Origin of the sequence: Streptomyces rhizosphaerihabitans (genome assembly GCF_025399795.1) — a bacterium.
GTDB lineage: Bacteria > Actinomycetota > Actinomycetes > Streptomycetales > Streptomycetaceae > Streptomyces > Streptomyces rhizosphaerihabitans.
Window position 1 is genome coordinate 90,165 of sequence record NZ_JAODTZ010000031.1, and the last position, 21,714, is coordinate 111,878.

The 21,714-nt window shown below is 68.7% G+C and carries 17 protein-coding genes; 5 read left to right on the forward strand and 12 right to left on the reverse strand.

The annotated features are described in order from the left end of the window. Positions 1-22: 22 nt before the first annotated feature. The 4 genes from qcrB to ctaE all read right to left on the reverse strand — a co-directional run bounded on the left by qcrB (position 23) and on the right by ctaE (position 4,226). A complete protein-coding gene (gene qcrB / locus N4G66_RS27710) occupies positions 23-1,663 on the reverse strand; it encodes a cytochrome bc1 complex cytochrome b subunit (protein ID WP_261706944.1) in 1,641 nt (546 codons plus the stop codon). Then, positions 1,660-2,736, reverse strand: a complete 1,077-nt coding sequence (qcrA, locus tag N4G66_RS27715; protein ID WP_261706945.1) for a cytochrome bc1 complex Rieske iron-sulfur subunit — start codon at positions 2,734-2,736, stop codon at positions 1,660-1,662. The genes qcrB and qcrA overlap by 4 nt, the downstream gene beginning before the upstream one ends. Next, positions 2,733-3,542 carry a cytochrome bc1 complex diheme cytochrome c subunit gene (gene qcrC, locus N4G66_RS27720; RefSeq protein WP_261706946.1) on the reverse strand — a complete coding sequence of 270 codons (810 nt, stop codon included), beginning with the start codon at positions 3,540-3,542 and terminating at the stop codon, positions 2,733-2,735. The genes qcrA and qcrC overlap by 4 nt, the downstream gene beginning before the upstream one ends. 63 nt (positions 3,543-3,605) lie before the next feature. After that, positions 3,606-4,226 (reverse strand): aa3-type cytochrome oxidase subunit III, encoded by a 621-nt coding sequence (ctaE, locus tag N4G66_RS27725; protein WP_261706947.1) that lies wholly within the window; start codon positions 4,224-4,226, stop codon positions 3,606-3,608. 202 nt (positions 4,227-4,428) lie between these two features. Here ctaE and N4G66_RS27730 point away from each other — a divergent pair, with 202 nt between their 5' ends. After that, positions 4,429-4,830: a hypothetical protein gene (locus N4G66_RS27730; RefSeq protein ID WP_261706948.1), complete on the forward strand. Its 402-nt coding sequence runs from the start codon at positions 4,429-4,431 to the stop codon at positions 4,828-4,830. 30 nt (positions 4,831-4,860) lie between these two features. On the opposite strand, the gene N4G66_RS27735 is transcribed toward N4G66_RS27730, so the two are convergent. From N4G66_RS27735 to ctaC, 4 genes are all read right to left on the reverse strand, one after another. Beyond that, positions 4,861-6,132 (reverse strand): L,D-transpeptidase, encoded by a 1,272-nt coding sequence (locus tag N4G66_RS27735; protein ID WP_261706949.1) that lies wholly within the window; start codon positions 6,130-6,132, stop codon positions 4,861-4,863. A gap of 130 nt (positions 6,133-6,262) precedes the next feature. Continuing rightward, entirely contained in the window at positions 6,263-6,661 is a 399-nt protein-coding gene (locus N4G66_RS27740; RefSeq protein WP_261706950.1) for a cytochrome c oxidase subunit 4, read from the reverse strand. Further along, positions 6,658-8,394 carry an aa3-type cytochrome oxidase subunit I gene (gene ctaD / locus N4G66_RS27745; RefSeq protein ID WP_261706951.1) on the reverse strand — a complete coding sequence of 579 codons (1,737 nt, stop codon included), beginning with the start codon at positions 8,392-8,394 and terminating at the stop codon, positions 6,658-6,660. Before ctaD ends, N4G66_RS27740 begins: the two co-directional genes overlap by 4 nt. Further along, positions 8,391-9,356, reverse strand: coding sequence for an aa3-type cytochrome oxidase subunit II (gene ctaC / locus N4G66_RS27750; RefSeq protein WP_261706952.1), 966 nt, complete (start codon positions 9,354-9,356; stop codon positions 8,391-8,393). The genes ctaD and ctaC overlap by 4 nt, the downstream gene beginning before the upstream one ends. A 270-nt stretch (positions 9,357-9,626) precedes the next feature. Between ctaC and N4G66_RS27755 the strand changes: the two genes are divergently transcribed. Then, complete coding sequence (locus N4G66_RS27755; protein WP_261706953.1) at positions 9,627-11,009, forward strand: cysteine desulfurase/sulfurtransferase TusA family protein; 1,383 nt, start codon at positions 9,627-9,629, stop codon at positions 11,007-11,009. Positions 11,010-11,141: 132 nt separating this feature from the next. Here N4G66_RS27755 and N4G66_RS27760 read toward each other — a convergent pair whose 3' ends face one another. After that, positions 11,142-12,116, reverse strand: a complete 975-nt coding sequence (locus tag N4G66_RS27760; RefSeq protein ID WP_261706954.1) for a carbohydrate kinase family protein — start codon at positions 12,114-12,116, stop codon at positions 11,142-11,144. Between the two features lie 134 nt (positions 12,117-12,250). On the opposite strand from N4G66_RS27760, the gene N4G66_RS27765 reads away from it, so the two are divergent. Next, positions 12,251-12,472 carry a hypothetical protein gene (locus tag N4G66_RS27765; protein WP_261706955.1) on the forward strand — a complete coding sequence of 74 codons (222 nt, stop codon included), beginning with the start codon at positions 12,251-12,253 and terminating at the stop codon, positions 12,470-12,472. A 210-nt stretch (positions 12,473-12,682) separates the two neighbouring features. Continuing rightward, positions 12,683-14,932, forward strand: coding sequence for a hypothetical protein (locus tag N4G66_RS27770; RefSeq protein ID WP_261706956.1), 2,250 nt, complete (start codon positions 12,683-12,685; stop codon positions 14,930-14,932). 181 nt (positions 14,933-15,113) lie between these two features. Here the strand turns inward: N4G66_RS27770 and N4G66_RS27775 are convergent, their stop codons facing one another. Then, complete coding sequence (locus N4G66_RS27775; protein WP_261706957.1) at positions 15,114-15,470, reverse strand: iron-sulfur cluster assembly accessory protein; 357 nt, start codon at positions 15,468-15,470, stop codon at positions 15,114-15,116. Between the two features lie 339 nt (positions 15,471-15,809). Between N4G66_RS27775 and nadA the strand changes: the two genes are divergently transcribed. After that, positions 15,810-16,994 carry a quinolinate synthase NadA gene (nadA, locus tag N4G66_RS27780; protein WP_261706958.1) on the forward strand — a complete coding sequence of 395 codons (1,185 nt, stop codon included), beginning with the start codon at positions 15,810-15,812 and terminating at the stop codon, positions 16,992-16,994. Positions 16,995-17,070: 76 nt separating this feature from the next. On the opposite strand, the gene N4G66_RS27785 is transcribed toward nadA, so the two are convergent. Together N4G66_RS27785 and N4G66_RS27790 are read right to left on the reverse strand one after the other, a co-directional pair. Beyond that, complete coding sequence (locus N4G66_RS27785; protein WP_261706959.1) at positions 17,071-18,183, reverse strand: glycoside hydrolase family 19 protein; 1,113 nt, start codon at positions 18,181-18,183, stop codon at positions 17,071-17,073. Between the two features lie 236 nt (positions 18,184-18,419). After that, a complete protein-coding gene (locus N4G66_RS27790) occupies positions 18,420-21,569 on the reverse strand; it encodes an efflux RND transporter permease subunit (RefSeq protein WP_261706960.1) in 3,150 nt (1,049 codons plus the stop codon). Positions 21,570-21,714 lie beyond the last annotated feature (145 nt).

The following is a 21,714-nucleotide window of genomic DNA, read 5'->3' on the forward strand; positions in this document are numbered from 1 at the left end:
TGCCGTGGCGAACTGCAGGGGATCAGTGGTGGCCGTGGCCGCTCGTGATCTCCTTGTACTCCTCGACGGTGGGCTTGGGGATCTGGCCTTCCTCCCCGTAGAAGCCCTCGCTCATCCTGGCGCGCAGCTTCTGCGCGCCCGAGACCTTGCGCTCGACACCGTTCTCGTCGACCGTCGGGCCGATCTCGGCCGGCTTGTACTGGTCGTGCGCGGTGAGCGTGTGCAGCGCGTCCTGGCTGAGCGGCTCGTGGACCTCGATGAACTCACCGTGCGGCAGGCGCTTGATGATGCCCGACTCGCGGCCGTGCAGCACCTTGTCCCGGTCCCGGCGCTGGAGGCCGAGGCAGATCCGCTTGGTGGCCATGAAGGTGAGCACCGGCACGACGAAGAACGCGATCCGCACGAACCAGGTGATCGAGTTGATCGCCAGGTGGAAGTGCGTGGCCCAGATGTCGTTGCCACCGCCGACGAGCAGCACGAAGTACCAGCTGATCCAGGCGGCACCGAACGCGGTCCGGGTCGGGACGTTGCGCGGGCGGTCCAGGATGTGGTGCTCGCGCTTGTCGCCGGTGACCCAGGACTCGATGAACGGGTAGACCGCGATCGCGACCAGGACCAGCGGGAAGATCACCAGCGGGATGAACACGCCCAGGACGAGCGTGTGACCCCAGAGGTTGATCTCCCAGCCCGGCATGACACGGATCAGGCCTTCGGAGAAGCCCATGTACCAGTCGGGCTGGGCGCCCGTGGACACCATGTCCGGACGGTAGGGACCCATCGCCCAGATCGGGTTGATCGAGGCGATCGCCGCGATGGCCGCGATGACACCGAAGACCAGGAAGAAGAAGCCTCCGGCCTTGGCCATGTAGACCGGCAGCAGCGGCATGCCGACGACGTTGTTGTTCGTCTTGCCGGGGCCCGCGAACTGCGTGTGCTTGTGGTAGAAGACCAGGATCAGGTGGCCCACCACCAGGCCGAGCATGATGCCCGGCAGCAGCAGCACGTGCACCGAGTAGAAGCGGGCCACGAAGTCGCCGCCCGGGAACTCGCCGCCGAACAGGAAGAACGACAGGTACGTGCCCACGATCGGCACGGACAGGACCGCGCCTTCCATGAAGCGGACACCGGTGCCGGAGAGCAGGTCGTCCGGGAGCGAGTAACCGGTGAAGCCGGTGAACATGCCGAGGACGAACAGCAGGAATCCGAAGACCCAGTTGACCTCACGCGGCTTGCGGAACGCACCCGTGAAGAACACGCGCATCATGTGCACGAACATGCCGGCGAGGAAGATCAGCGCCGCCCAGTGGTGGATCTGCCGGATCAGCAGACCACCGCGCACATCGAAGGAGATGTGCATGGTCGAGTTGAACGCCTCGGACATCAGCTGGCCCTGCAGCGGGATGTAGCTGCCGTGGTACTCCACCTCGTTCATCGACGGGTGGAAGAACAGCGTCAGGTACACACCCGTGAGGATGATGATGATGAAGCTGTACAGGCAGATCTCACCCAGCATGAACGACCAGTGGTCGGGGAAGATCTTGCGCATGTTGGACTTGGCCAGGGAGTAGATCCCCAGACGGCCGTCGGCCCAGTCGGCCACCCGCTCACCGGCGGGCGCCTTCTCGCGCGAGGAGCGCGAGTCGGAGGTGGTGGTAGTGCTCATCCGCGCTCCCAGAATGCAGGACCGACGGGCTGCGTGAAGTCGCTGAGCGCCTCGAGGTAGCCCTCAGCGTTCACACCGATCTGCAGCTGCGGCAGGGCGTGACCCGCCGGGCCGAAGATGACCCGGGCGCCGTCGGAGAGGTCGAAGGTGGACTGGTGACACGGGCACAGCGCGTGGTGCGTCTGCTGCTCGTACAGGGAGATCGGGCAGCCGACGTGGGTGCAGATCTTCGAGAAGGCCACGATGCCGTCGTAGGACCACTCGACTTCCTGCTTGTCCTTGATGTTGTCCGGCTGGAGCCGGATGATCATCAGGGCCGCCTTGGCGATCTCCTTCTGGAAGTCCTCGTCGTCCGTCTCCAGGCCCTCGGGCTTGGCGAAGGTGAGCGAACCGACTGCCACGTCCGAGGGACGCAGCGGCTCGTTCGTGTTCATGTTGACGAGGAGCTTGCCCTTGGACCACAGCGTGTGGCGCAGCTTCGTCCCGGGCAGCGGGCCGAGGTCGCGCAGCAGCATGACGCCGGAGAGCGGGAACAGGGCCAGCGCGCCGAACATCGTGTTGCGGATCAGCTTGCGGCGGCCGAGCGCGGACTCCTTGGCACCAGCCTTGAAGTCGGCCATGACCTTGGCCTTGACCTCGGGCTCCGCCTCGATCGGGTGACGCTCGTCGGCGATCTCCACGTCGGACATCAGGGTGCGGGCCCAGTGGACCGCGCCCGCGCCGATCGCGAACAGCGCCACACCGAGCGACATGCCCAGCGCGAAGTTCAGCGCGCTGATGTGCCCGAGCGGGAAGATGAAGACCGACTTGTCGTTCGGGATCGCCACGTACGAGGCGATGAAGCCGACGGTGGCCAGCATCGACAGCACGAACAGCAGGGCGACAAGGCGCTCGGACCGCTTGGCGGCCCGCTCGTCGATGTCCTGGATGCGGTGCTCGTGGGGCGGGAGCCCCGGGTCCGCGAACGGGTTCTGCTCGTCCGCGACGGCTACCGCGCCATGACCGTGTTCGGCGTGGTCGTCGGTGGCCCGCTCGGCGGGCACGTTCTCTTCTGGAATGTCTTGGCTACTCATGACTTCTTGGCCTTTGCGGTCCGAGCGGCGACCCAGACGGCGACGGCGACCAGGGTTCCGAGACCGAAGACCCAGCCGAACAGGCCCTCGCTGACCGGCCCGAGGCCGCCCAGTTCAAGACCGCCCGGGCTCTCGGTGTCGTCACCGTTGACCGCGTCGAGGTACGCGATGATGTCCTTCTTGTTCTTCTCCGTCAGCGTGGTGTCGGGGAAGGACGGCATGTTCTGCGGGCCCGTCTGCATGGCCTCGTAGATGTGCTTCGGGTCGACACCCTCCAGGCTCGGCGCGAACTTGCCGTGCGTCAGCGCGCCGCCCTTGCCGGTGAAGTTGTGGCACTGGGCGCAGTTGGTACGGAACAGTTCACCGCCGTTGGCGATGTCCGCGCCCTCGGGGCTGACCTGGCTCTTGGTCGGAATCGTGGGACCGGCGCCGAGCGAGGCGATGTAGGCCGCCATCTGGTCGATCTCGGCCTGCGAGTAGATGACCTTCTTCTTCGGGATCTGAGCGCCCGGCTGCTGGGCCGGCATACGGCCGGTGCCGACCTGGAAGTCGACCGCCGCGGCGCCCACACCCACCAGGCTCGGCCCGTCGGAGCTGCCCTGACCGCCGGTTCCGTGGCAGCTTGCGCAGCCCACGGAGTACAGCTTCTGGCCCTCGGTGATACCGAGGGACTGGGCGGTTTCATCGGCCTGCGCCTTGCCCGCGGGTGCGAACGCGGCGTACAGCCCCCCGGTGGCCGCCAGCGCGAGGAGTAGGACGACGACCGCCGCCAGCGGATGGCGTCGTCGTGCGGAGAGCTTTTTCACGGATTACCCCGGTGTCAGGATCTTCTGCGTCGGTGCTTCTGGATGTTTCGGGCGTGGGCCCGATTACTTGATCAGGTAGATCGTGGCGAAAAGGCCGATCCAGACGACATCGACGAAGTGCCAGTAGTAGGACACGACGATGGCGGCGGTTGCCTGCTCGTGAGTGAACCTCCGAGCCGCGTAGGTGCGACCGAGGACCAGCAGGAAGGCGATGAGGCCGCCCGTCACATGCAGTCCGTGGAAGCCGGTGGTCAGGTAGAACACCGAGCCGTACGGGTCGGAGGAGAGCGAGAGCCCGTCCTTCGTGACCAGTTCGGTGTACTCGAAGACCTGACCGCCGATGAAGATCGCACCCATGATGAAGGTGACGATGAACCACATCCGGAGCTTCTTCACGTCCCCGCGCTCGGCGGCGAACACGCCGAGCTGACAGGTCAGGGAGGAGAGCACCAGGATCGTGGTGTTCGTCGCCGAGAACGGAAGGTTCAGGCTGGACGCCATTTCCTTCCAGTGATCCGGCCCGGTCACCGATCGCAGGGTGAAGTACATCGCGAAGAGGGCCGCGAAGAACATCAGCTCGGAACTCAGCCAGATGATGGTTCCGACGCTGGTGAGGTTCGGCCGATTGACCGACGGGTGCGCGTGCCCGGTTTCTACTGTCGTTGCTGTCGCCACGACCGACATTATGTCGGTCGCTTATCCCGCCCTCACCCCGGGGGGTGCCGTTCGGGGTGTTGACGGGGTGTGTCCAGCCCGTATGGCCCATCGAAGCCGTGTCCGAACCGGTGTTGACGAGGTGTTCAAGGGAGTAGCATCCGCGCATCGGGCCGGGGACGATCAGCCCGATGGCTTGATGTCCGTACGACGCTGACGTCTCGGAGGAAGAATGCAGCCGACCGCCACGGTGCTGGTCTACAGCGACGACTCCAACACCCGCGCACAGGTGCGGCTCGCCACCGGGCGCAGGCCCGCCCCGGACGTTCCCCTCGTCGAGTTCATCGAGTGCGCGACGCCGGCCGCCGTCATCAAGGAGCTGGACAAGGGCGGCATCGACGTCTGCGTGCTGGACGGCGAGGCGGTGCCGATGGGCGGCATGGGGGTGTGCCGGCAGATCAAGGACGAAATCTTCAACTGCCCGCCCGCGCTGGTGCTCATCGGGCGCCCGCAGGACGCCTGGCTGGCCACCTGGAGCCGTGCCGACGCCGCGGTGACCCTGCCGGTCGACCCGGTGGAGTTCGCCGCCTCACTGGCCTCCCTGCTGCGTCGCAGGAACCTTCTGAGCGCCTGAGGAACCCCGCGCCCCGCGAGGGGCGCGGCCTCACACGCTCTCGGGGCGCAGCCTCGCGCGCTGGGCCGGGCTCGGGGCGTCCGGGGAGCCGCCCACCAGGGCGCTGCCCGCGCGCCAGGTCTTCCAGCCGAGATTCCAGTCGCCGAAGCCGTTGCCGAACGCGTCCATCGTCTTGCCTTCGGAGTTGACGACCTTGACGATGTCGCCCTCGTTGAACGTGTTGAAGAACCACTCGGCGTTCCCGGTGCTCATTCCGGTGCAGCCGTGGCTGACGTTGGCGTACCCCTGGGAGCCGGTCGACCAGGGCGCGGCGTGCACGTACTCGCCGCTCCAGGTGACCCGCGTCGCGTAGTACACGGGCAGGTCGTAGGAGTCCGAACTGCCTTCCGCGATACCGATGCTGGTCCCGCGCATCCGTACGAAGTACTCCTTGCCGAGCACGACCTTGACGCCGTTGCGGGTGTCGAAGCCGGGCTTGCCGGTGGTGACGGGGATCTCCTTGATCACCGCGTCGTTGCGGTAGACCTTCATGGAGTGCGTGGCGGCGTCGGTCAGGGCGATCAGGCGGTCGCCCGTGGTGATCTTCACAGTCTTGGCGTCGCCGCCCCAGAGGCGTTCGCCGATCCTGACGCCGGCGAGGTTGCTGTGCGCCGTGACGGTGGCGTGGACGGGCCAGTATTCCTTGGGTCGGTAGTGCAGCGTCTTGTCGTCCACCCAGTGCCAGGCGCCGTCCACCGCGGGGGTGGAGTCGACCCTGAGGGCGCGCTCGACGACGGTGCGGGCCGCCTTGTCCTTGACGGGGGCGCTGAGTTCGGCCGTTATGGGCTGACCGACGCCGTACTTGCCCGCCTTGGGCCCGAATTCGACGTTGAGCAGCTTCTTGCTCTTGGGCGTGCTGGTGTCGAAGCCGATGACCTTGCGGCCGGGCGCGCCGTCCTCGTCCTCGGTGCTCACGCGCACCGTGTAGTGGGCTCCTGCGGCGAGGGGCGAGGTGCTGTGCCAGCGGCTGCCGTCGGCGGCCAGTTCGCCCGCGACATAGCGTCCTGACGCGTCCGTGGCGGTCACGTCGGTGATGCGCCCGGCGTCACTCTCGGAGGTGATTTCCAGGGGCTTGTCGGGGTCGACCTTGGTCGACTTCTTGCTGTCTCCGGAGAGACCCTTGAACGAGATCTGTCCCGCCGCGTCGTACGGCTTCGCCGAGAGCGGGTGGTCGTCGGAGCCGCAGGCGGTGGCGCCCGCTCCCAGGGCGACCACCAGCGCGGTGCAGCTGACGACCGTGCGGATTCGCGGTGAGTGGTTCATGAGCTCACGCTATGAACGCTCGTCAAGCACGGCGCGCCGAGTGAGCCGACCGAGGGACAGAAGTCGCGGCAAACGAGGGAGCCCGGACTCTCCTGACGGAGTGTCCGGGCTCCCGGGCGTTCAGCGCGTGCTACTGGGTGCGGTTCTCACCGTGGTAGTACTCGAAGACCCAGCCCCACAGGCCGAGCCCGATGAGCGGGGCCGAGAAGTAGAGCAGCCACCAGCCGAAGACGACGGACGTGAAGGCGAGCGCGCCACCGACGCCGAGCGAGAGCGGCTGCCAGCTGTGCGGGCTGAAGAAGCCCACCTCGCCGGCCTCGTCCGCGACGTCGGCCTCCTTGTTGTCCTGCGCCAGCTGGTCGACCCGCCGGGCCGTGAAGGCCAGGTAGTAGCCGATCATGATGCTGAGGCCGAAGCCCATGAAGAGGGCCGTGGTACCGGCCGGCTCCTTGGACCACACGCCGTAGACGATCCCCATGATGAGGATGAACACGGCCAGCCAGAGGAACATCTTGCCTTGGACCTTCACTTGCCGGCCTCCTTTCCGCCAGGAAGGGCCGACGAACCGTGACCGGCGTTCTCGAGCTGGTCGAGAGCGGCGATCTCCGGGTGGTGCAGGTCGAACGCCGGGGATTCACTGCGGATCCGCGGCAGGGTGAGGAAGTTGTGCCGCGGCGGCGGGCACGAGGTCGCCCACTCCAGCGAACGGCCGTAGCCCCACGGGTCGTCGACCTCGACCTTCTTGCCGTACTTGGCCGTCTTCCACACGTTGTAGAGGAACGGCAGGATCGACAGGCCGAGCAGGAACGAGCTGATCGTCGAGATCGTGTTCAGCGCGGTGAAGCCGTCGGCGGCGAGGTAGTCCGCGTAACGACGCGGCATGCCCTCGGCACCGAGCCAGTGCTGCACCAGGAACGTGCCGTGGAAGCCCACGAACAGCGTCCAGAAGGTGATCTTGCCGAGACGCTCGTCGAGCATCTTGCCGGTCATCTTCGGCCACCAGAAGTGGAAGCCGGAGAACATCGCGAACACCACGGTGCCGAAGACGACGTAGTGGAAGTGCGCCACCACGAAGTACGAGTCGGACACGTGGAAGTCCATCGGCGGCGAGGCCAGGATGACGCCGGTCAGACCACCGAAGGTGAACGTGATGAGGAAGCCGACGGCCCAGAGCATCGGTGTCTCGAAGGACAGCGAGCCCTTCCACATCGTTCCGATCCAGTTGAAGAACTTCACGCCGGTCGGTACGGCGATGAGGAACGTCATGAAGGAGAAGAACGGGAGCAGAACGCCACCGGTGACGTACATGTGGTGCGCCCACACGGTCACGGAGAGACCGGCGATCGCGATGGTCGCGCCGATCAGGCCCATGTAACCGAACATCGGCTTGCGCGAGAACACCGGGATGACTTCGGAGATGATGCCGAAGAACGGCAGGGCGATGATGTACACCTCTGGATGGCCGAAGAACCAGAAGAGGTGTTGCCATAGCAAGGCTCCGCCGTTTGCCGCGTCGAAGACATGCGCCCCGAATTTTCGGTCCGCCTCCAGGGCGAACAGCGCCGCCGCGAGGACGGGGAAGGCCAGCAGCACCAGGACCGCGGTGAGCAGCACGTTCCACACGAAGATCGGCATACGGAACATCGTCATGCCGGGAGCGCGCATGCAGATGATCGTGGTGATGAAGTTGACCGCGCCGAGGATGGTGCCGAAGCCGGAGAAGGCCAGACCCATGATCCACATGTCGGCGCCGATGCCCGGCGAGCGGACCGCGTCCGAGAGCGGGCTGTAGGCGAACCAGCCGAAGTCGGCCGCACCCTGCGGGGTGAGGAAGCCGCCGACCGCGAGCGTCGAGCCGAAGAGGTACAGCCAGTAGGCGAACATGTTCAGCCGCGGGAACGCCACGTCGGGCGCGCCGATCTGCAGCGGCATGATCCAGTTCGTGAAACCGGCGAACAGCGGCGTCGCGAACATCAGCAGCATGATCGTGCCGTGCATCGTGAACGCCTGGTTGAACTGCTCGTTCGACAGGATCTGCAGTCCGGGACGCGCCAGTTCGGCACGCATCAGCAGCGCCATGACGCCACCGACGATGAAGAACGCGAACGACGTGACCAGATACAGCGTGCCGATCGTCTTGTGGTCAGTGGTGGTGAGCCACTTGATCACGACGCTGCCGGGCTGCTTGCGCCGTACCGGCAGCTCGTTCTCGTACGAGTCTTCGGCTGCGTCGGCACCCTGGGGTTCGTTGAGGATGCTCACAGGTTGTTCGTCTCCCGGTTCTTCTCGTGGCCCGTCTGCTCAATGCCGGCCGGGACGTAACCGGTCTGTCCCTTGGCCGCGAGCTGCTTGAGGTGGGCCTCGTAGCGCTCGGGGGAGACGACCTTCACGTTGAAGAGCATCCGGGAGTGGTCGACGCCGCACAGTTCGGCGCACTTGCCCAGGAAGGTGCCCTCGTGGTTCGGGGTCACCTGGAAGGCGTTGGTGTGCCCCGGGATGACGTCCTGCTTCATGAGGAACGGCACCACCCAGAAGGAGTGGATGACGTCACGCGAAGTGAGGACGAAGCGGACCGTCTTGCCCTCGGGAAGCCAGAGGGTCGGACCGGGGTTGCCCGTCTGCGGGTTCTTCGTGGCGGGCGTGCCGACGTCGTAGACACCGCCGGCGTTCGCCGGGAAGTCCTTCTTGAACCGGTCCGGAATGGCGGCCAGGTTCGGGTCGGTCTTGGCGTTCCCGGAAGAACCGGGCACGTTCTCGATGTAGTTGAAGCCCCAGCTCCACTGGAAGCCGACCACGTTGACCGTGACGTCGGGCTTCGGGCTGAGGCTGAGGAGCTTCGTCTCGTCACGGGCGGTGAAGTAGAACAGCACCGAGACGATGATGAGCGGGACCACCGTGTACAGCGCCTCGATGGGCATGTTGTACCGGGTCTGCGGAGGAACTTCGACCTTGGTCCGGCTGCGCCGGTGGAAGATGACGCTCCACAGGATCAGGCCCCAGACCAGCACGCCCGTGGCGAGCGCGGCCGCCCACGAGCCCTGCCAGAGGGAGAGGATCCGCGGAGCCTGCTCCGTGACCGGGGTGGGCATACCAAGGCGGGGGAAGTCTTCCCAGTTGTACGAGCAACCAGTGGCTGTCGCCAGGACCAGGCCCGCAGTCATTGCCTGCAGCAGCTTCCGCCGCATCGGGCGCCGCGGCGAGCGGTCGGAGCCGTTGGGACTCACGTAGCGCCTTCCCGAGAGTCTCGCCCGCGCTGTTGGCTGCGGCCTTCTCGCTGGTCCGGTCGCCGCCCTGCGTCGGGCAGGGGTTTGGATGTTTATGCGGACCAAACCCTACTGGACGCTATTTGGGGTCGCGCGGGGAGGGTGCCCAACGCGCCGCCCGACTCCCCGAAGGAGTGCTGTTTCGCCGACAAGGCGATGTCAGAGCACCTGGAATGCCCCAGTCCGGATGGCTTCTGACGCCCCCTTGGGAGCACGGGCTAGCGTGGTGGCGTGTCCTACTTCGACGCCGCGTCCGCGGCTCCGCTGCACCCCGTCGCCCGACAGGCCCTGCAGGCCTCCCTCGACGAGGGCTGGGCCGATCCGGCCCGTCTCTACCGTGAGGGCAGACGGGCCCGGCTGCTCCTCGACGCGGCACGCGAGGCGGCGGCCGACGCGGTGGGCTGCCGCCCCGACGAACTGGCCTTCACCGCCTCCGGCACCCGAGCGGTGCACTCCGGGATCGAGGGCGCCCTCGCGGGCCGGCGGCGCGTTGGACACCACCTGATCGTGTCAGCCGTCGAACACTCGTCGGTACTCCATTCGGCAGACGCCCACGAGGCGTCGGGCGGTGCGGTGACCCGGGTTCAGGTCGACCGCGCGGGCAGGGTGTCCCCTTCTTCCTACGCCGCCGCTCTGCGCCCCGACACCGCGCTCGCCTGCCTCCAGTCCGCCAACCACGAGGTGGGCACGGAGCAACCCGTGGCCGAGGTGGCACAGATGTGCCGGGAGGCGGGGGTGCCCCTTCTGGTGGACGCGGCGCAGTCACTGGGCTGGGAGCGGGTGGCGGGCGACTGGTCCCTGCTGACGGCAAGTGCCCACAAATGGGGCGGCCCTTCGGGCGTCGGACTGCTCGTCGTACGCAAAGGGGTGCGGTTCGCGCCCCAAGGGCCCGCGGACGAGCGGGAGTCGGGGCGGGCGGCGGGGTTCGAGAACATCCCGGCGATCGTCGCCGCGGCGGCCTCGCTGCGCGCCGTCCGCGCGGAGGCGGCCGGGGAGGCGGTACGGCTGCGTGAACTGACGGACCGGATCCGCGCGCGGGTGCCCGCCCTGGTGCCGGATGTCGAGGTGGTCGGCGACGCGGTCCGCCGGCTCCCGGGGATCGTCACCTTCTCCTGTCTCTATGTCGACGGAGAGACCCTGCTCCACGAACTGGACCGCTCGGGCTTCTCGGTCTCCTCGGGCTCGTCCTGCACGAGCAGTACCCTCACCCCCAGCCATGTCCTGAAGGCCATGGGTGTCCTGAGCGAGGGCAATGTGCGGGTGTCGCTGCCGCCCGGCACCCCGGAGGAGGACGTCGACCGCTTCCTGTCGGTCCTCCCGGCCGTGGTCTCGGGGGTCCGCGAGAAGCTGGGGGCGCCGGCGACGGTGACGAAGGTCCCCGCCCTGGTCGACTCGCTGGTGGTCGACGCGCTGGGCAGGCGCTGCCCGATCCCCGTCATCGAGCTGGCCAAGGTCATCGGGGACGTGCCGGTCGGCGGCACGGTCCGGGTCCTGTCCGACGACGAGGCGGCCCGCCTCGACATCCCCGCGTGGTGCGAGATGCGGGGCCAGGAGTACGTCGGGGAGGAGTCGGCGGAGCACGGCTCGGCGTATGTCGTCCGCCGGCTGTCCTAAGGGCTGTCCGACCATTTCCGCCGGGCCCGCGAGCCCGGCCGGGACATCCGCCGGGGCGGGGCGGGCTCCTGCCTCCGCCCGGGCGAGCCGGGCCCGGACCTCCGTCCGACGGAGGCGGGCCCGGACCTTTGCCTAGGAGAGGTGTGCCCGTACCTCGGTGGCGGCCTCGTGGCCGTACGCCTTGGTGAAGCGGTCCATGAAGTGGGCGCGGCTCAGCTGGTACTCCTGGGTGCCGACCGTCTCGATGACCAGGGTGGCGAGCATGCAGCCGACCTGGGCGGCGCGCTCCAGGGAGACGCCCCAGGCGAGACCGGAGAGGAAACCGGCGCGGAACGCGTCACCGACGCCGGTCGGGTCCGCCTTGAGCTCCTCCTCGGGGCAGCCGACCTCGATCGGGTCGTCGCCGACGCGCTCGACACGGACACCGCGCGAGCCGAGGGTGGTCACCCGGTGGCCGACCTTGGAGAGGATCTCCTCGTCGGTCCAGCCCGTCTTGGACTCGATGAGCCCCTTCTCGTACTCGTTCGAGAAGAGGAACGTCGCGCCGTCCAGCAGGACCCGGATCTCGTCGCCGTTCATGCGCGCGATCTGCTGTGAGAAGTCGGCGGCGAACGGGATCGCGCGCGAGCGGCACTCCTCGGTGTGGCGGAGCATCCCCTCGGGGTCGTCCGCGCCGATCAGGACGAGGTCGAGACCGCCGACCCGGTCCGCGACGGCCTTGAGCTCGATGAGGCGGGCCTCGCTCATCGCGCCCGTGTAGAAGGAGCCGATCTGGTTGTGGTCGGCGTCCGTGGTGCACACGAAGCGCGCGGTGTGCAGCACCTCGGAGATGCGCACGGAGGCGGTGTCGACGCCGTGCCGGTCCAGCCAGGCGCGGTACTCGTCGAAGTCGGAGCCCGCCGCCCCGACAAGGATCGGACGGGTGCCGAGCTGGCCCATGCCGAATGCGATGTTCGCACCGACCCCGCCCCGGCGGACATCGAGGTTGTCGACCAGGAAGGAGAGGGAGACCGTGTGCAGCTGATCGGCGACCAGCTGATCGGCGAAACGGCCGGGAAAGGTCATGAGGTGGTCGGTGGCGATGGAGCCGGTGACTGCGATACGCACGGCTAGGACACGCTCCTGCGAGGGGAGGGGGATTGACAGTTAACGCTACCGGGTCCGCACACGACCCCTGAAGGGCCAAAACTACCCGATAGTAGATCTTTCTTCGTGACGGCAACGGTGCATACGGTTCCGGTATGACGAACCTCAAGGTCCATGACACCGCTCCGCTCGGCCCGGTCAGTGACCTGGAAGGCGATCTGGCCTCGCTGCGCGGCGACTGTGCCCGGATGGCCGGCCACTGGGCGGCTCCCGCACCGGTCCCTCCCCTCCACGTCTCCCTCTCCCTCATCCACGGGGTGACCGTTCCGCCCACCTCGGCACGGCTGCTGGACGCGATGTCCGAATACGGCGACTGACCGGCGGCGGCCCGAGCGGTGCCGCCGTACGGGTGAGAGCCCCGGCGGCGCCGAACGGGTGAAGACGGAGCGCGCCCGCAGGGAACCGTGCGCTCCCCCGCTGCGTCCCATCGCTGTCCCCCGTAAAGGGGATGCACCATACGACCCTGGAGAGCCCGTCATTGACAGGGCCGGGTCATGGGACAGCAGTGGAGCCGAAGGAGCGATGCGGTGAGCACCGAGCGACCCGACAACGACGCGACCGATCCCGTCGAGGGTCACGCCGAGGGTCCCGTCGAGGGCGCCGTCGCGGGTCCCGCCGGAGATGCCGTCACGGGTCCCGCCGGGGACGCGGCCGACGGGTCTGTCGGCAGTCCCGCCGAGGGCACCACCGACGGGACCACCGCGGGTTCCCGCGAGGGGTCCGGCGAGGGTTCCGGCGAGCGTTCCCCCGAGGGGACGATCGAGGGGACGGTCGAGGGGCCCGGCGAAGCACCCGCGGAGGGGACGGCCGACGGTCCTGCAGGGGACGAAGCCGAAGGCCGTGCAGAGGGTCCGGGTCCCGACTCGGGTTCCGGCACAGACGCCGACGGGGGTTCCGCCGAAGGCCCCGGCGAAGACGCCGACGCGGGTTCCTCCACGGGTACGGGCGAAGGCGTCGCCCAGGGCGTCGGCGCGGGTTCCGGCGAGGGCGATGTCGAAAGTCGTGTGTCGGGTCCCGGCGAGGCTTCCGGCGAGGACCCTGGCGAGAGTGACGCCACGAGTCCCGCCGCGGGTCCGGGCCAAGCGGCCGCCGCCGGGAGTCCCCTCGAAGACGGCGTCGCCGGGAGTCCCGCCGCGGACGCCACCGAAGGCACTGCCGAAGGGCACGCCAAGGGTTCCGTCGTGGGCAGCCCCTCGGAGGGCTCCCTCGACGAGCACGCCGACGGCTCCCTCGGAGGCCCCCTCTCGGGGATCGTCGGAGGTCCCGTCGAGGGTGCCGGAGCGGGTGGGGTGCGCCGGCGGCACACCCCGGCGGTCGTCGCCTCGGTCGTCGCCGCCGTGCTGCTCGTGGGAGGCGGCGGCGCGTACTTCGCCGCGACCGCGTCCGGGGGCGGCCATTCCGGTACGCCCGGTGCCGACGGCACTCCCCCGCGGCTCGCCCTCGACGGCTTCGCCGCGAGCACCGGGGCCACGGGCGGTACCGCCGGCATCGCGCCCGGCGAGCCCAACCCCTACGGCGCGACCTACCGCGCGGACGGCGCACTCCCCACGGGACCGGGCTCGGCGCACGTCCAGTGGGCCGAGGGCACGGTGACCCGGGCCGAGGTGGCCCGGCTCGCGAAAGCCCTGGACCTGGCGGGCACACCCCGGCTCGTCGGGGACGCCTGGACGGTCGGCACCGCCGGGGACGGCGCGGAACCGAACCTGCGGGTGAACGCGAACGCCCCGGGTACCTGGACCTTCAGCTCCGCCATCCCGGGGACCGACAACTGCGCCAAGGGCAAGATGTGCCGGCCCGTCGGCTCCGGCTCCCCCGCCGGGACGGGGCCGGGCCCGGTGAGCAAGGCCGCGGCCGAGAAGGCGGCGGTGCCCGTGCTGAAGGCGGCGGGCCAGGACGACGCGAAGCTGGACGCGAGCCAACTCATGGGCGGCGTACGGGTGGTGAACGCCGACCCGGTGCTGGGCGGACTGCCCACGTACGGGTGGACGACCGGCCTCCAGATCAACGGGGAGGGTCATGTCATCGGCGGCAGCGGCCAGTTGAAGACGCCGGTGGAGGGAGACGCGTACCCGGTCGTCGGCGCGCGGAAGACGCTGGACCTGATGAACGGGTCGGCGTCGGCAACGGGCGACCGGCGCATGGGCATCGGCGGCTGCGCCAGCCCCGTACCGCTCAAGGACCGGGACGAGATGCCGTGCGAGCACTCGTCCGCGGCACTGAAGCCGGCGTCGGTGACCGTCGAGAAGGCCACCTTCGGACTGGCGGCGTACCGCGCGAACGGGCGCCAGGCACTGGTGCCGTCCTGGCTGTTCGAGGTGCGGTCACCGGGCGCGGACGACACCTACACCGTGACGCATCCGGCGGTCGACCCCGAGTTCCTGGGCTCAACGGCCTCGCCGACATCGTCGGCGCAGCCGACCACGGCTCCGACCGCGCCGCCGGACGAGCCCTCCTCGCCGGCTGCCACCCGTGACGTCGACGTCCAGGGCTACACGGCGCACGGCAAGGACCTGACGGTCGTCTTCACCGGCGGGGTGTGCGCCGACTACACGGCGTCGGCGAGCGAGAGCTCCGGCAAGGTCACCGTCACCGTGACGGAGAAGCCCTGGAAGAACAGGATCTGCATCATGATCGCCAAGATCTACGAGAAGACGGTGCGCCTGGACGAGCCGCTCGGCGACCGCACGGTCGTGGGGACGGACGGCAAGGCGGTCCACCACGGGAGTTCCGGCATCCCCGAGACGTCCGGAGCGATGTCGCCGGGCGCCGGTAGGTAGCGGCCGCCCGGTCCCGGACACGCGAAGGCGGCGTCCCCCTCGGAGGGGGACGCCGCCTTCGTCCGTACTCGGCGTGTACGCGCGCGCTCGACCGGAGCCGTGAGCCGCGGGCTCGGCTCAGTGGCAGTCGGGGCCGGCTGAACACGGGCCCGGAATGATCTCGGGCCCCGCCGGTCCGGGACTAGCTGAAGGAGTCGCCGCAGGCGCAGGAGCCCGTCGCGTTCGGGTTGTCGATCGTGAAGCCCTGCTTCTCGATGGTGTCCACGAAGTCGATCGAGGCGCCGCCCAGGTACGGGGCGCTCATGCGGTCGGTGACGACCTTCACACCGTCGAAGTCCTTGAGGACATCGCCGTCGAGCGAGCGCTCGTCGAAGAAGAGCTGATACCGCAGGCCGGAGCAGCCGCCGGGCTGAACGGCGACGCGCAGTGCCAGATCCTCGCGGCCTTCCTGGTCGAGCAGGGCCTTGACCTTGGCCGCGGCGGCGTCGGACAGGATGATGCCGTCGCTCACGGTGGTGGTCTCGTCCGATACGGACATCTGCTTCTCTCCCGGGTTGTACGGAGACTGCTTGCCGCTGGTTGCAACCGGCGGGGCCGCGGATTCATTCCGGGGCCGAGCTCATGTCTTGTGCCTTCTCTCTTCATGCTCGCACATACGCCCGCGCACGAACACCGACCTGTGGACAACCCCACGGACACCTGAGTGTCACCCGCCGGAGCGGCGACCGGGATTCACGTCACATGGACGCTATGGCCATCGTCAACGTGACGTGAAGCGGTTATGATAGATAGCGTCAATTCGACGAAAAGGCATCGTTCCGCCGGGCCCGCTCCCTTACGAGCCCGGCGAGCCGCAGAAACAGAAAGGGTGCGTGTCGTGACCACCGCCCAGACCCAGGACCTCGACGTACAGCCGACGCCCCTCGCCCTGCTGCTGCTCGGCCGCCAGGCCGACCCGAAGAGCGAGCGGGGCGTCGAGTGCCCCGGCGACCTGCCCTCGCCGTCCGACCCGGACCTGGTCGAGCGCGCACGCGTGGCCAAGGAGAAGCTCGGCGACAAGGTCTTCGTGCTCGGCCACCACTACCAGCGCGACGAGGTCATCCAGTTCGCGGACGTCACGGGTGACTCCTTCAAGCTGGCCCGCGACGCGGCGGCCCGTCCGGAGGCCGAGTACATCGTCTTCTGCGGTGTGCACTTCATGGCGGAGTCCGCCGATATCCTCACGGGCGACGCCCAGAAGGTCGTCCTGCCGGACCTCGCAGCCGGCTGCTCGATGGCCGACATGGCCACCGCCGAGCAGGTCGCCGAGTGCTGGGACGTGCTGACCGAGGCCGGCATAGCCGAGCAGGTCGTGCCCGTCTCGTACATGAACTCGTCCGCGGACATCAAGGCGTTCACCGGCATGCACGGCGGCACGATCTGTACGTCGTCGAACGCCCAGCGGGCCCTTGAGTGGGCCTTCGAACAGGGTTCGCAGGTGCTGTTCCTGCCCGACCAGCACCTCGGTCGCAACACCGCCGTCCGCGACATGGGCATGTCCCTGGACGACTGCGTGCTCTACAACCCGCACAAGCCGAACGGCGGGCTGACCACGGAGCAGCTCCGCTCCGCGAAGATGATCCTGTGGCGCGGCCACTGCTCGGTGCACGGCCGCTTCAGCGTGGACTCGGTGAACGACGTGCGCGAGCGCATCCCCGGCGTCAACGTCCTCGTGCACCCCGAGTGCAAGCACGAGGTCGTCGCGGCGGCGGACTACGTCGGCTCCACGGAGTACATCATCAAGGCCCTGGAGGCCGCCCCGGCCGGCTCCAAGTGGGCGATCGGCACGGAGCTGAACCTCGTACGGCGTCTGGCGAACCGTTTCGCGCCCGAGGGCAAGGAGATCGTCTTCCTCGACAAGACGGTCTGTTTCTGCTCGACGATGAACCGCATCGACCTGCCGCACCTGGTATGGACCCTGGAGTCCCTCGCCGAGGGCAACCTCGTCAACCGCATCGAGGTCGACAAGGAGACCGAGGCGTTCGCGAAGCTGGCGCTGGAGCGGATGCTGGCGCTGCCGTAGACCCGACGACACGACGAAACGACACAGGGGCGCCCCTCATGACCGAGGGGCGCCCCTTGGCGTTGCCGTCGGGCCGTCAGCAGTAGAGGTTGGCTCCCGGCGTGACGCCGAGGATCGACGTGAAGCGCTGGTAGGCGTCCACGCGGCTCTGCACCTGCGCCGGGTTCCTGCCGTCGCACTCCAGCGAGCCGTTGATGCTGCGGATGGTCTGACCGAAGCCCGCGCTGTTGACCATCGCGTTGTGCGGGGTCATGGAGCCGGGGCCGGACTGGGTGTTCCAGTACCACAGGCCGGTCTTCCAGGCCACGGCCGAGTCGTTCTGGACGAGCCAGGGGTTGCCGAGCAGGTCGATGCCGAGCGCGTCACCCGCGGCCTTGTAGTTGAAGTTCCAGCTGAGCTGGATCGGACCGCGCCCGTAGTACGCCGCCTGGCCGGCCGGGCAGCCGTAGGACTGGCTCCAGTCGCAGTAGGTGGGGTAGTTGGCGGTGTTCTGCTCCACCACGTAGACGAGTCCGCCGGTCTCGTGGTTGACGTTGGCGAGGAACGCGGCGGCCTCCTGCTTCCTGACCGTGTCGCTGCCGGTCGTGGTGAAGGCGGGGTAGGCGCCGAGCGCGGCGGTCAGGCCGCTGTACGTGTAGAAGGAGTTCCTGTTCGGGAACATCTGGTTGAACTGGGCCTCGGAGACGACGAATCCGCTCGGGGTACCGCCGCCGGCGGCCGGGGCCGTCCACTTCTGGTTGGCGCCGCCGGTGCAGGTCCAGATCTGCAGCCGGGTGGCGTTGGCCGAGTTGTTCCCGGTGACGTCGGCGCACTTGTCGGCCTGGGGGTTCACGATGTCCCGGGCGGCGGTGACGACCCACTTCTGGTTGGGGCCGCCGTTGCAGTCCCACAGCTGGAGCTGGGCACCGGAGGCGGTCGAGTTGCCGGTGACGTCCAGACACTTGCCCAGCGCCCGGATCGTGCCGTCCGCACCGACGTTCCACTGCTGCGCGGCGGTGCCGTTGCAGTCGTAGAGCTGGACCGCGGTGCCGTTGGCGGTGCCCGCGCCGGCCACGTCGACGCACTTGCCCGCGAGACCGCTGATCTGCCCCGTGGCGGCCGCGGCGGGCGAGGCCGGGAGCACGCTCAGCAGTCCGAGGACAAGGGTGCCGGCCGCGGCGTACGCCGCACGCCTCCATCGAATTTGCATGCCCATGTCATACCTTTCGCCGATGTGCGCTCTGGACGTTCTGGTGGGGGGCCGAAAGAGAGGTGTTCATCAGTTGTTTTAAGGCGCAAGCAAAGCCGCGTCAAGACTTTGGTATGGACCAATTCCGGGTGGCCCTGGTGTGGCCGAAACTCTGGCGCCCCGGGTGTGGCCGAAAAGCGGCGGGCCCCCGCCCCGGCGCGTGAACGCCGGGGCGGGGGCCCTTTCCTGGAACCGGATCAGACTCCGGCCGGCTCCGGGGACTTGTCCTCGTCGCCGACGGCACTCTCGCCGGACTCGCCGGACTCGGCCTCCGGCTTCGCCGAATCCCGCTTCGCCGCCCGCTTCTTCGCCCGGCGCTCCTTGCGCAGTTCGAGCATCGCGTAGAGCGTCGGAACGAGCAGCAGCGTCAGCAGCGTCGACGTGATGAGACCGCCGATCACGACCACCGCGAGCGGCTGCGCGATGAAGCCGCCCTCGCCGGTCACGCCCAGCGCCATCGGCAGCAGCGCGAAGATCGTCGCCAGCGCCGTCATCAGGATCGGGCGGAGCCGGTGCCGGCCGCCCTCGATCACGGCCTCGACCACGCCGTGACCCTGCGCTCGGTACTGGTTGATGAGATCGATCAGCACGATCGCGTTCGTCACCACGATGCCGATGAGCATCAGCATGCCGATCATCGCGGGAACACCCATCGGGGTACCCGTGACGACGAGCAGGCCGATCGCGCCGGTCGCCGCGAACGGGATCGACACCAGCAGGATCAGCGGCTGGACCAGCGAGCGGAACGTCGCCACCAGCAGCATGAAGACGATCGCGATCGCCGCGAGCATCGCCAGGCCGAGGTTCTTGAACGCGTCGCTCTGGTCCGAGGAGACACCGCCGATCGACGCCGTGGCACCGGCGGGCAGCTTCAGCGTCTTGAGCTTGGCCGTGAGATCCGCGCTGACCGCGCCGGTGTTGTCACCGGTCGGCTTGGCCGTGATCGTGGCGGCCCGCTGGCCGTCGATCCGGGTCATCGCGACCGGCCCGTCGACCAGCTTCACGTCCGCGATGTCACCGAGCTTCACCGCGCCGAGCCGCAGCCCGCGCAGCTCCTGGAGCGTGCCGACGGGCTCGGCCGTCTTGATGACGACGTCCCGCTCGGTGTTGTCCAGGATCGCCTTGCCGCTGATCGTGCCGCGCACCGCCTGGGTGACGGCCGCGCCGAGGGTCGCCTCGTTGAAACCGGCCGCCGCCGCCTTGGAGTTGGCCGTGGCCGAGATACGGGGCACGCTCTGGGAGAGGTCGCTCATGACGTCGGTGACGTCGTCGAGCTTGGCGACCTCGTCGCGGACCTGGTCGGCCGCCTTGCGCAGCACGTCCCCGTCCGCCGCCTTCACGACGACCTTGAGGTCCTGGCTGCCGAACCCGTCACCGGCCGCGACCGTGATGGTGCCGGCACCGGAGAGCTCGCCGAGCCCCTTCTCGATGCGGGCCTGGACGTCCTTGGCGGACGCGGAGTCCTTCAGCATGACCTGGTACGACGCCTGGTTGGTGTCCGTACCGCCGCCGAAGGCCGCCATGAAGCCGGACGAACCGATGGTGACCTGGTAGTCCTTGACGCCCTTGACGCCGGCGAGGAGCTTCTCGACCCTCTTCGCCTGCGCGTCGGTCGCGGCCAGGCTGGTGCCCGGCTTCAACGCCTGCTTGACGGTGAGGACTTCCTGCTCGCCCTGGTCGAAGAAGTTCGTCTTCAGCAGGGGTGCCATGCCGAACGTGCCGACGAGGACCGCGGCCGCGATCAGCACGCTGGTCAGCCGGCGGCGGGTGGCGAAGCGCAGCACGGGAACGTAGAAGCGCTGGAGACGGCTGCGCTCCTCCTTCGCCTCGGCCTGGCGCCGGGCCTCCTCGGCGTCCGCCGGGGTGCCCTTGGGGGCGCGCAGGAACCAGTACGAGAGCACCGGGACGACCGTCAGCGAGACGAGCAGGGACGCGAGGAGCGCCGCCGTGACCGTCAGGCTGAAGGAGCCGAACAGTTCGCCGACCATGCCGCCGGTCAGACCGATCGGCAGGAAGACGGCGACCGTGGTGAGCGTCGAGGAGGTGACCGCGCCGGCCACCTCGCGCACCGCGGTGAGGATCGCCTCCTGGCGCTCCTCGCCGTATCCGAGGTGCCGCTTGATGTTCTCCAGGACGACGATCGAGTCGTCGACGACCCGGCCGATCGCGATGGTGAGCGCGCCCAGCGTCAGCATGTTGAGCGACAGGTCACGGGTCCACAGCACGACCAGGGCCAGCACCACGGACAGCGGGATGGACACCGCGGTGACCAGCGTCGAGCGGAGCGACCCGAGGAAGAGCAGGATGACCAGGACCGCGAAGAGCAGGCCGAGGGCGCCCTCGGTGGTCAGCCCGTGGATGGACTTGGAGACCGCCGGGCCCTGGTCGCTGACGACGGTGATCGCCGACCCGGCGCCCAGGTCCGCCCGCAGACCGGACAACTTGTCCTTGACCGCGTCGGAGATGGCGACGGCGCTGCCGTCGTGGTCCATGGTGACCATCACGGCGAGACTCGGACGGCCGTCGGTACGCGTGATGGAGTCGGCCTTGGCCTGCTCCTGCGCGACGGTGGCGACGCTGCCGAGGCGCACCGGCTTCTTGCCGGGCTGCCCCGTGACCATCAGGTCCTGGATCTGCCGCAGCGAGGTGAAGCCGCCGCCGACCCGCACGGTGCGGTTGCTGCCGTCCTCGTCGAACGAGCCGGCCGGAACGGTCGCCCCGCCCGCCTGGAGCGCCTGGCCGAGGGCGGCCGGGGTGAGGCCGGCCTTCGCCAGCTTCTTGTCGTCGGGCGTGACGGTGACCTGGAGGTCCCGCACACCGGTGACCGTGACCCGGCCGACGCCGTCGATGCCCTCGAGGGTGGGGACGACGGTGCGGTCGAGCCGGTCGGCCAGTGCCTGCTGGTCCTGGGTGGAGGTGACAGCGAGGACGACGGTCGGCATGTCGTCCGTCGAACCGGCGATGACCTGCGGGTCGACGCCGTCCGGGAGCTGGGCGCGGGCACGGTTGACGGCCTGCTGGACGTCGGCGACGAGCTGCTTGGTGTCATTGCCGTAGTCGAAGGACGCCATGATCACGGCGTTGCCCTCGCTCGCGGTGGAGGTGACACCCGTGATGCCGTCGACGGCCTGGAGGCTGTTCTCGACGGGCTCGACGACCTGCTTCTCGACCACATCCGGAGACGCACCCTGGTACGGCGCGAGCACGGACACCACAGGCAGTTCGATGGTGGGCAGCAGCTGCTGCTTGAGCTGGGGGATCGCTATCGCCCCGAAGACGAGCGCGATGATCGACATCAGCCCTATGAGGGCCCGCTGCGCGAGGCTGAATCTGGACAGCCAGGACATGGGTGGTGGGTCTCTCTTCTGTGGTTCGAGCGGAAGGCGAGGGACGGGGGAAGTCCCCACGTCACACCCTGGGCCATGAACGGGCGACGATCCGTAGCCCCCTGGGTCCATTTCTCCACCGGGAACCTACTCCAGGCGCAGTACG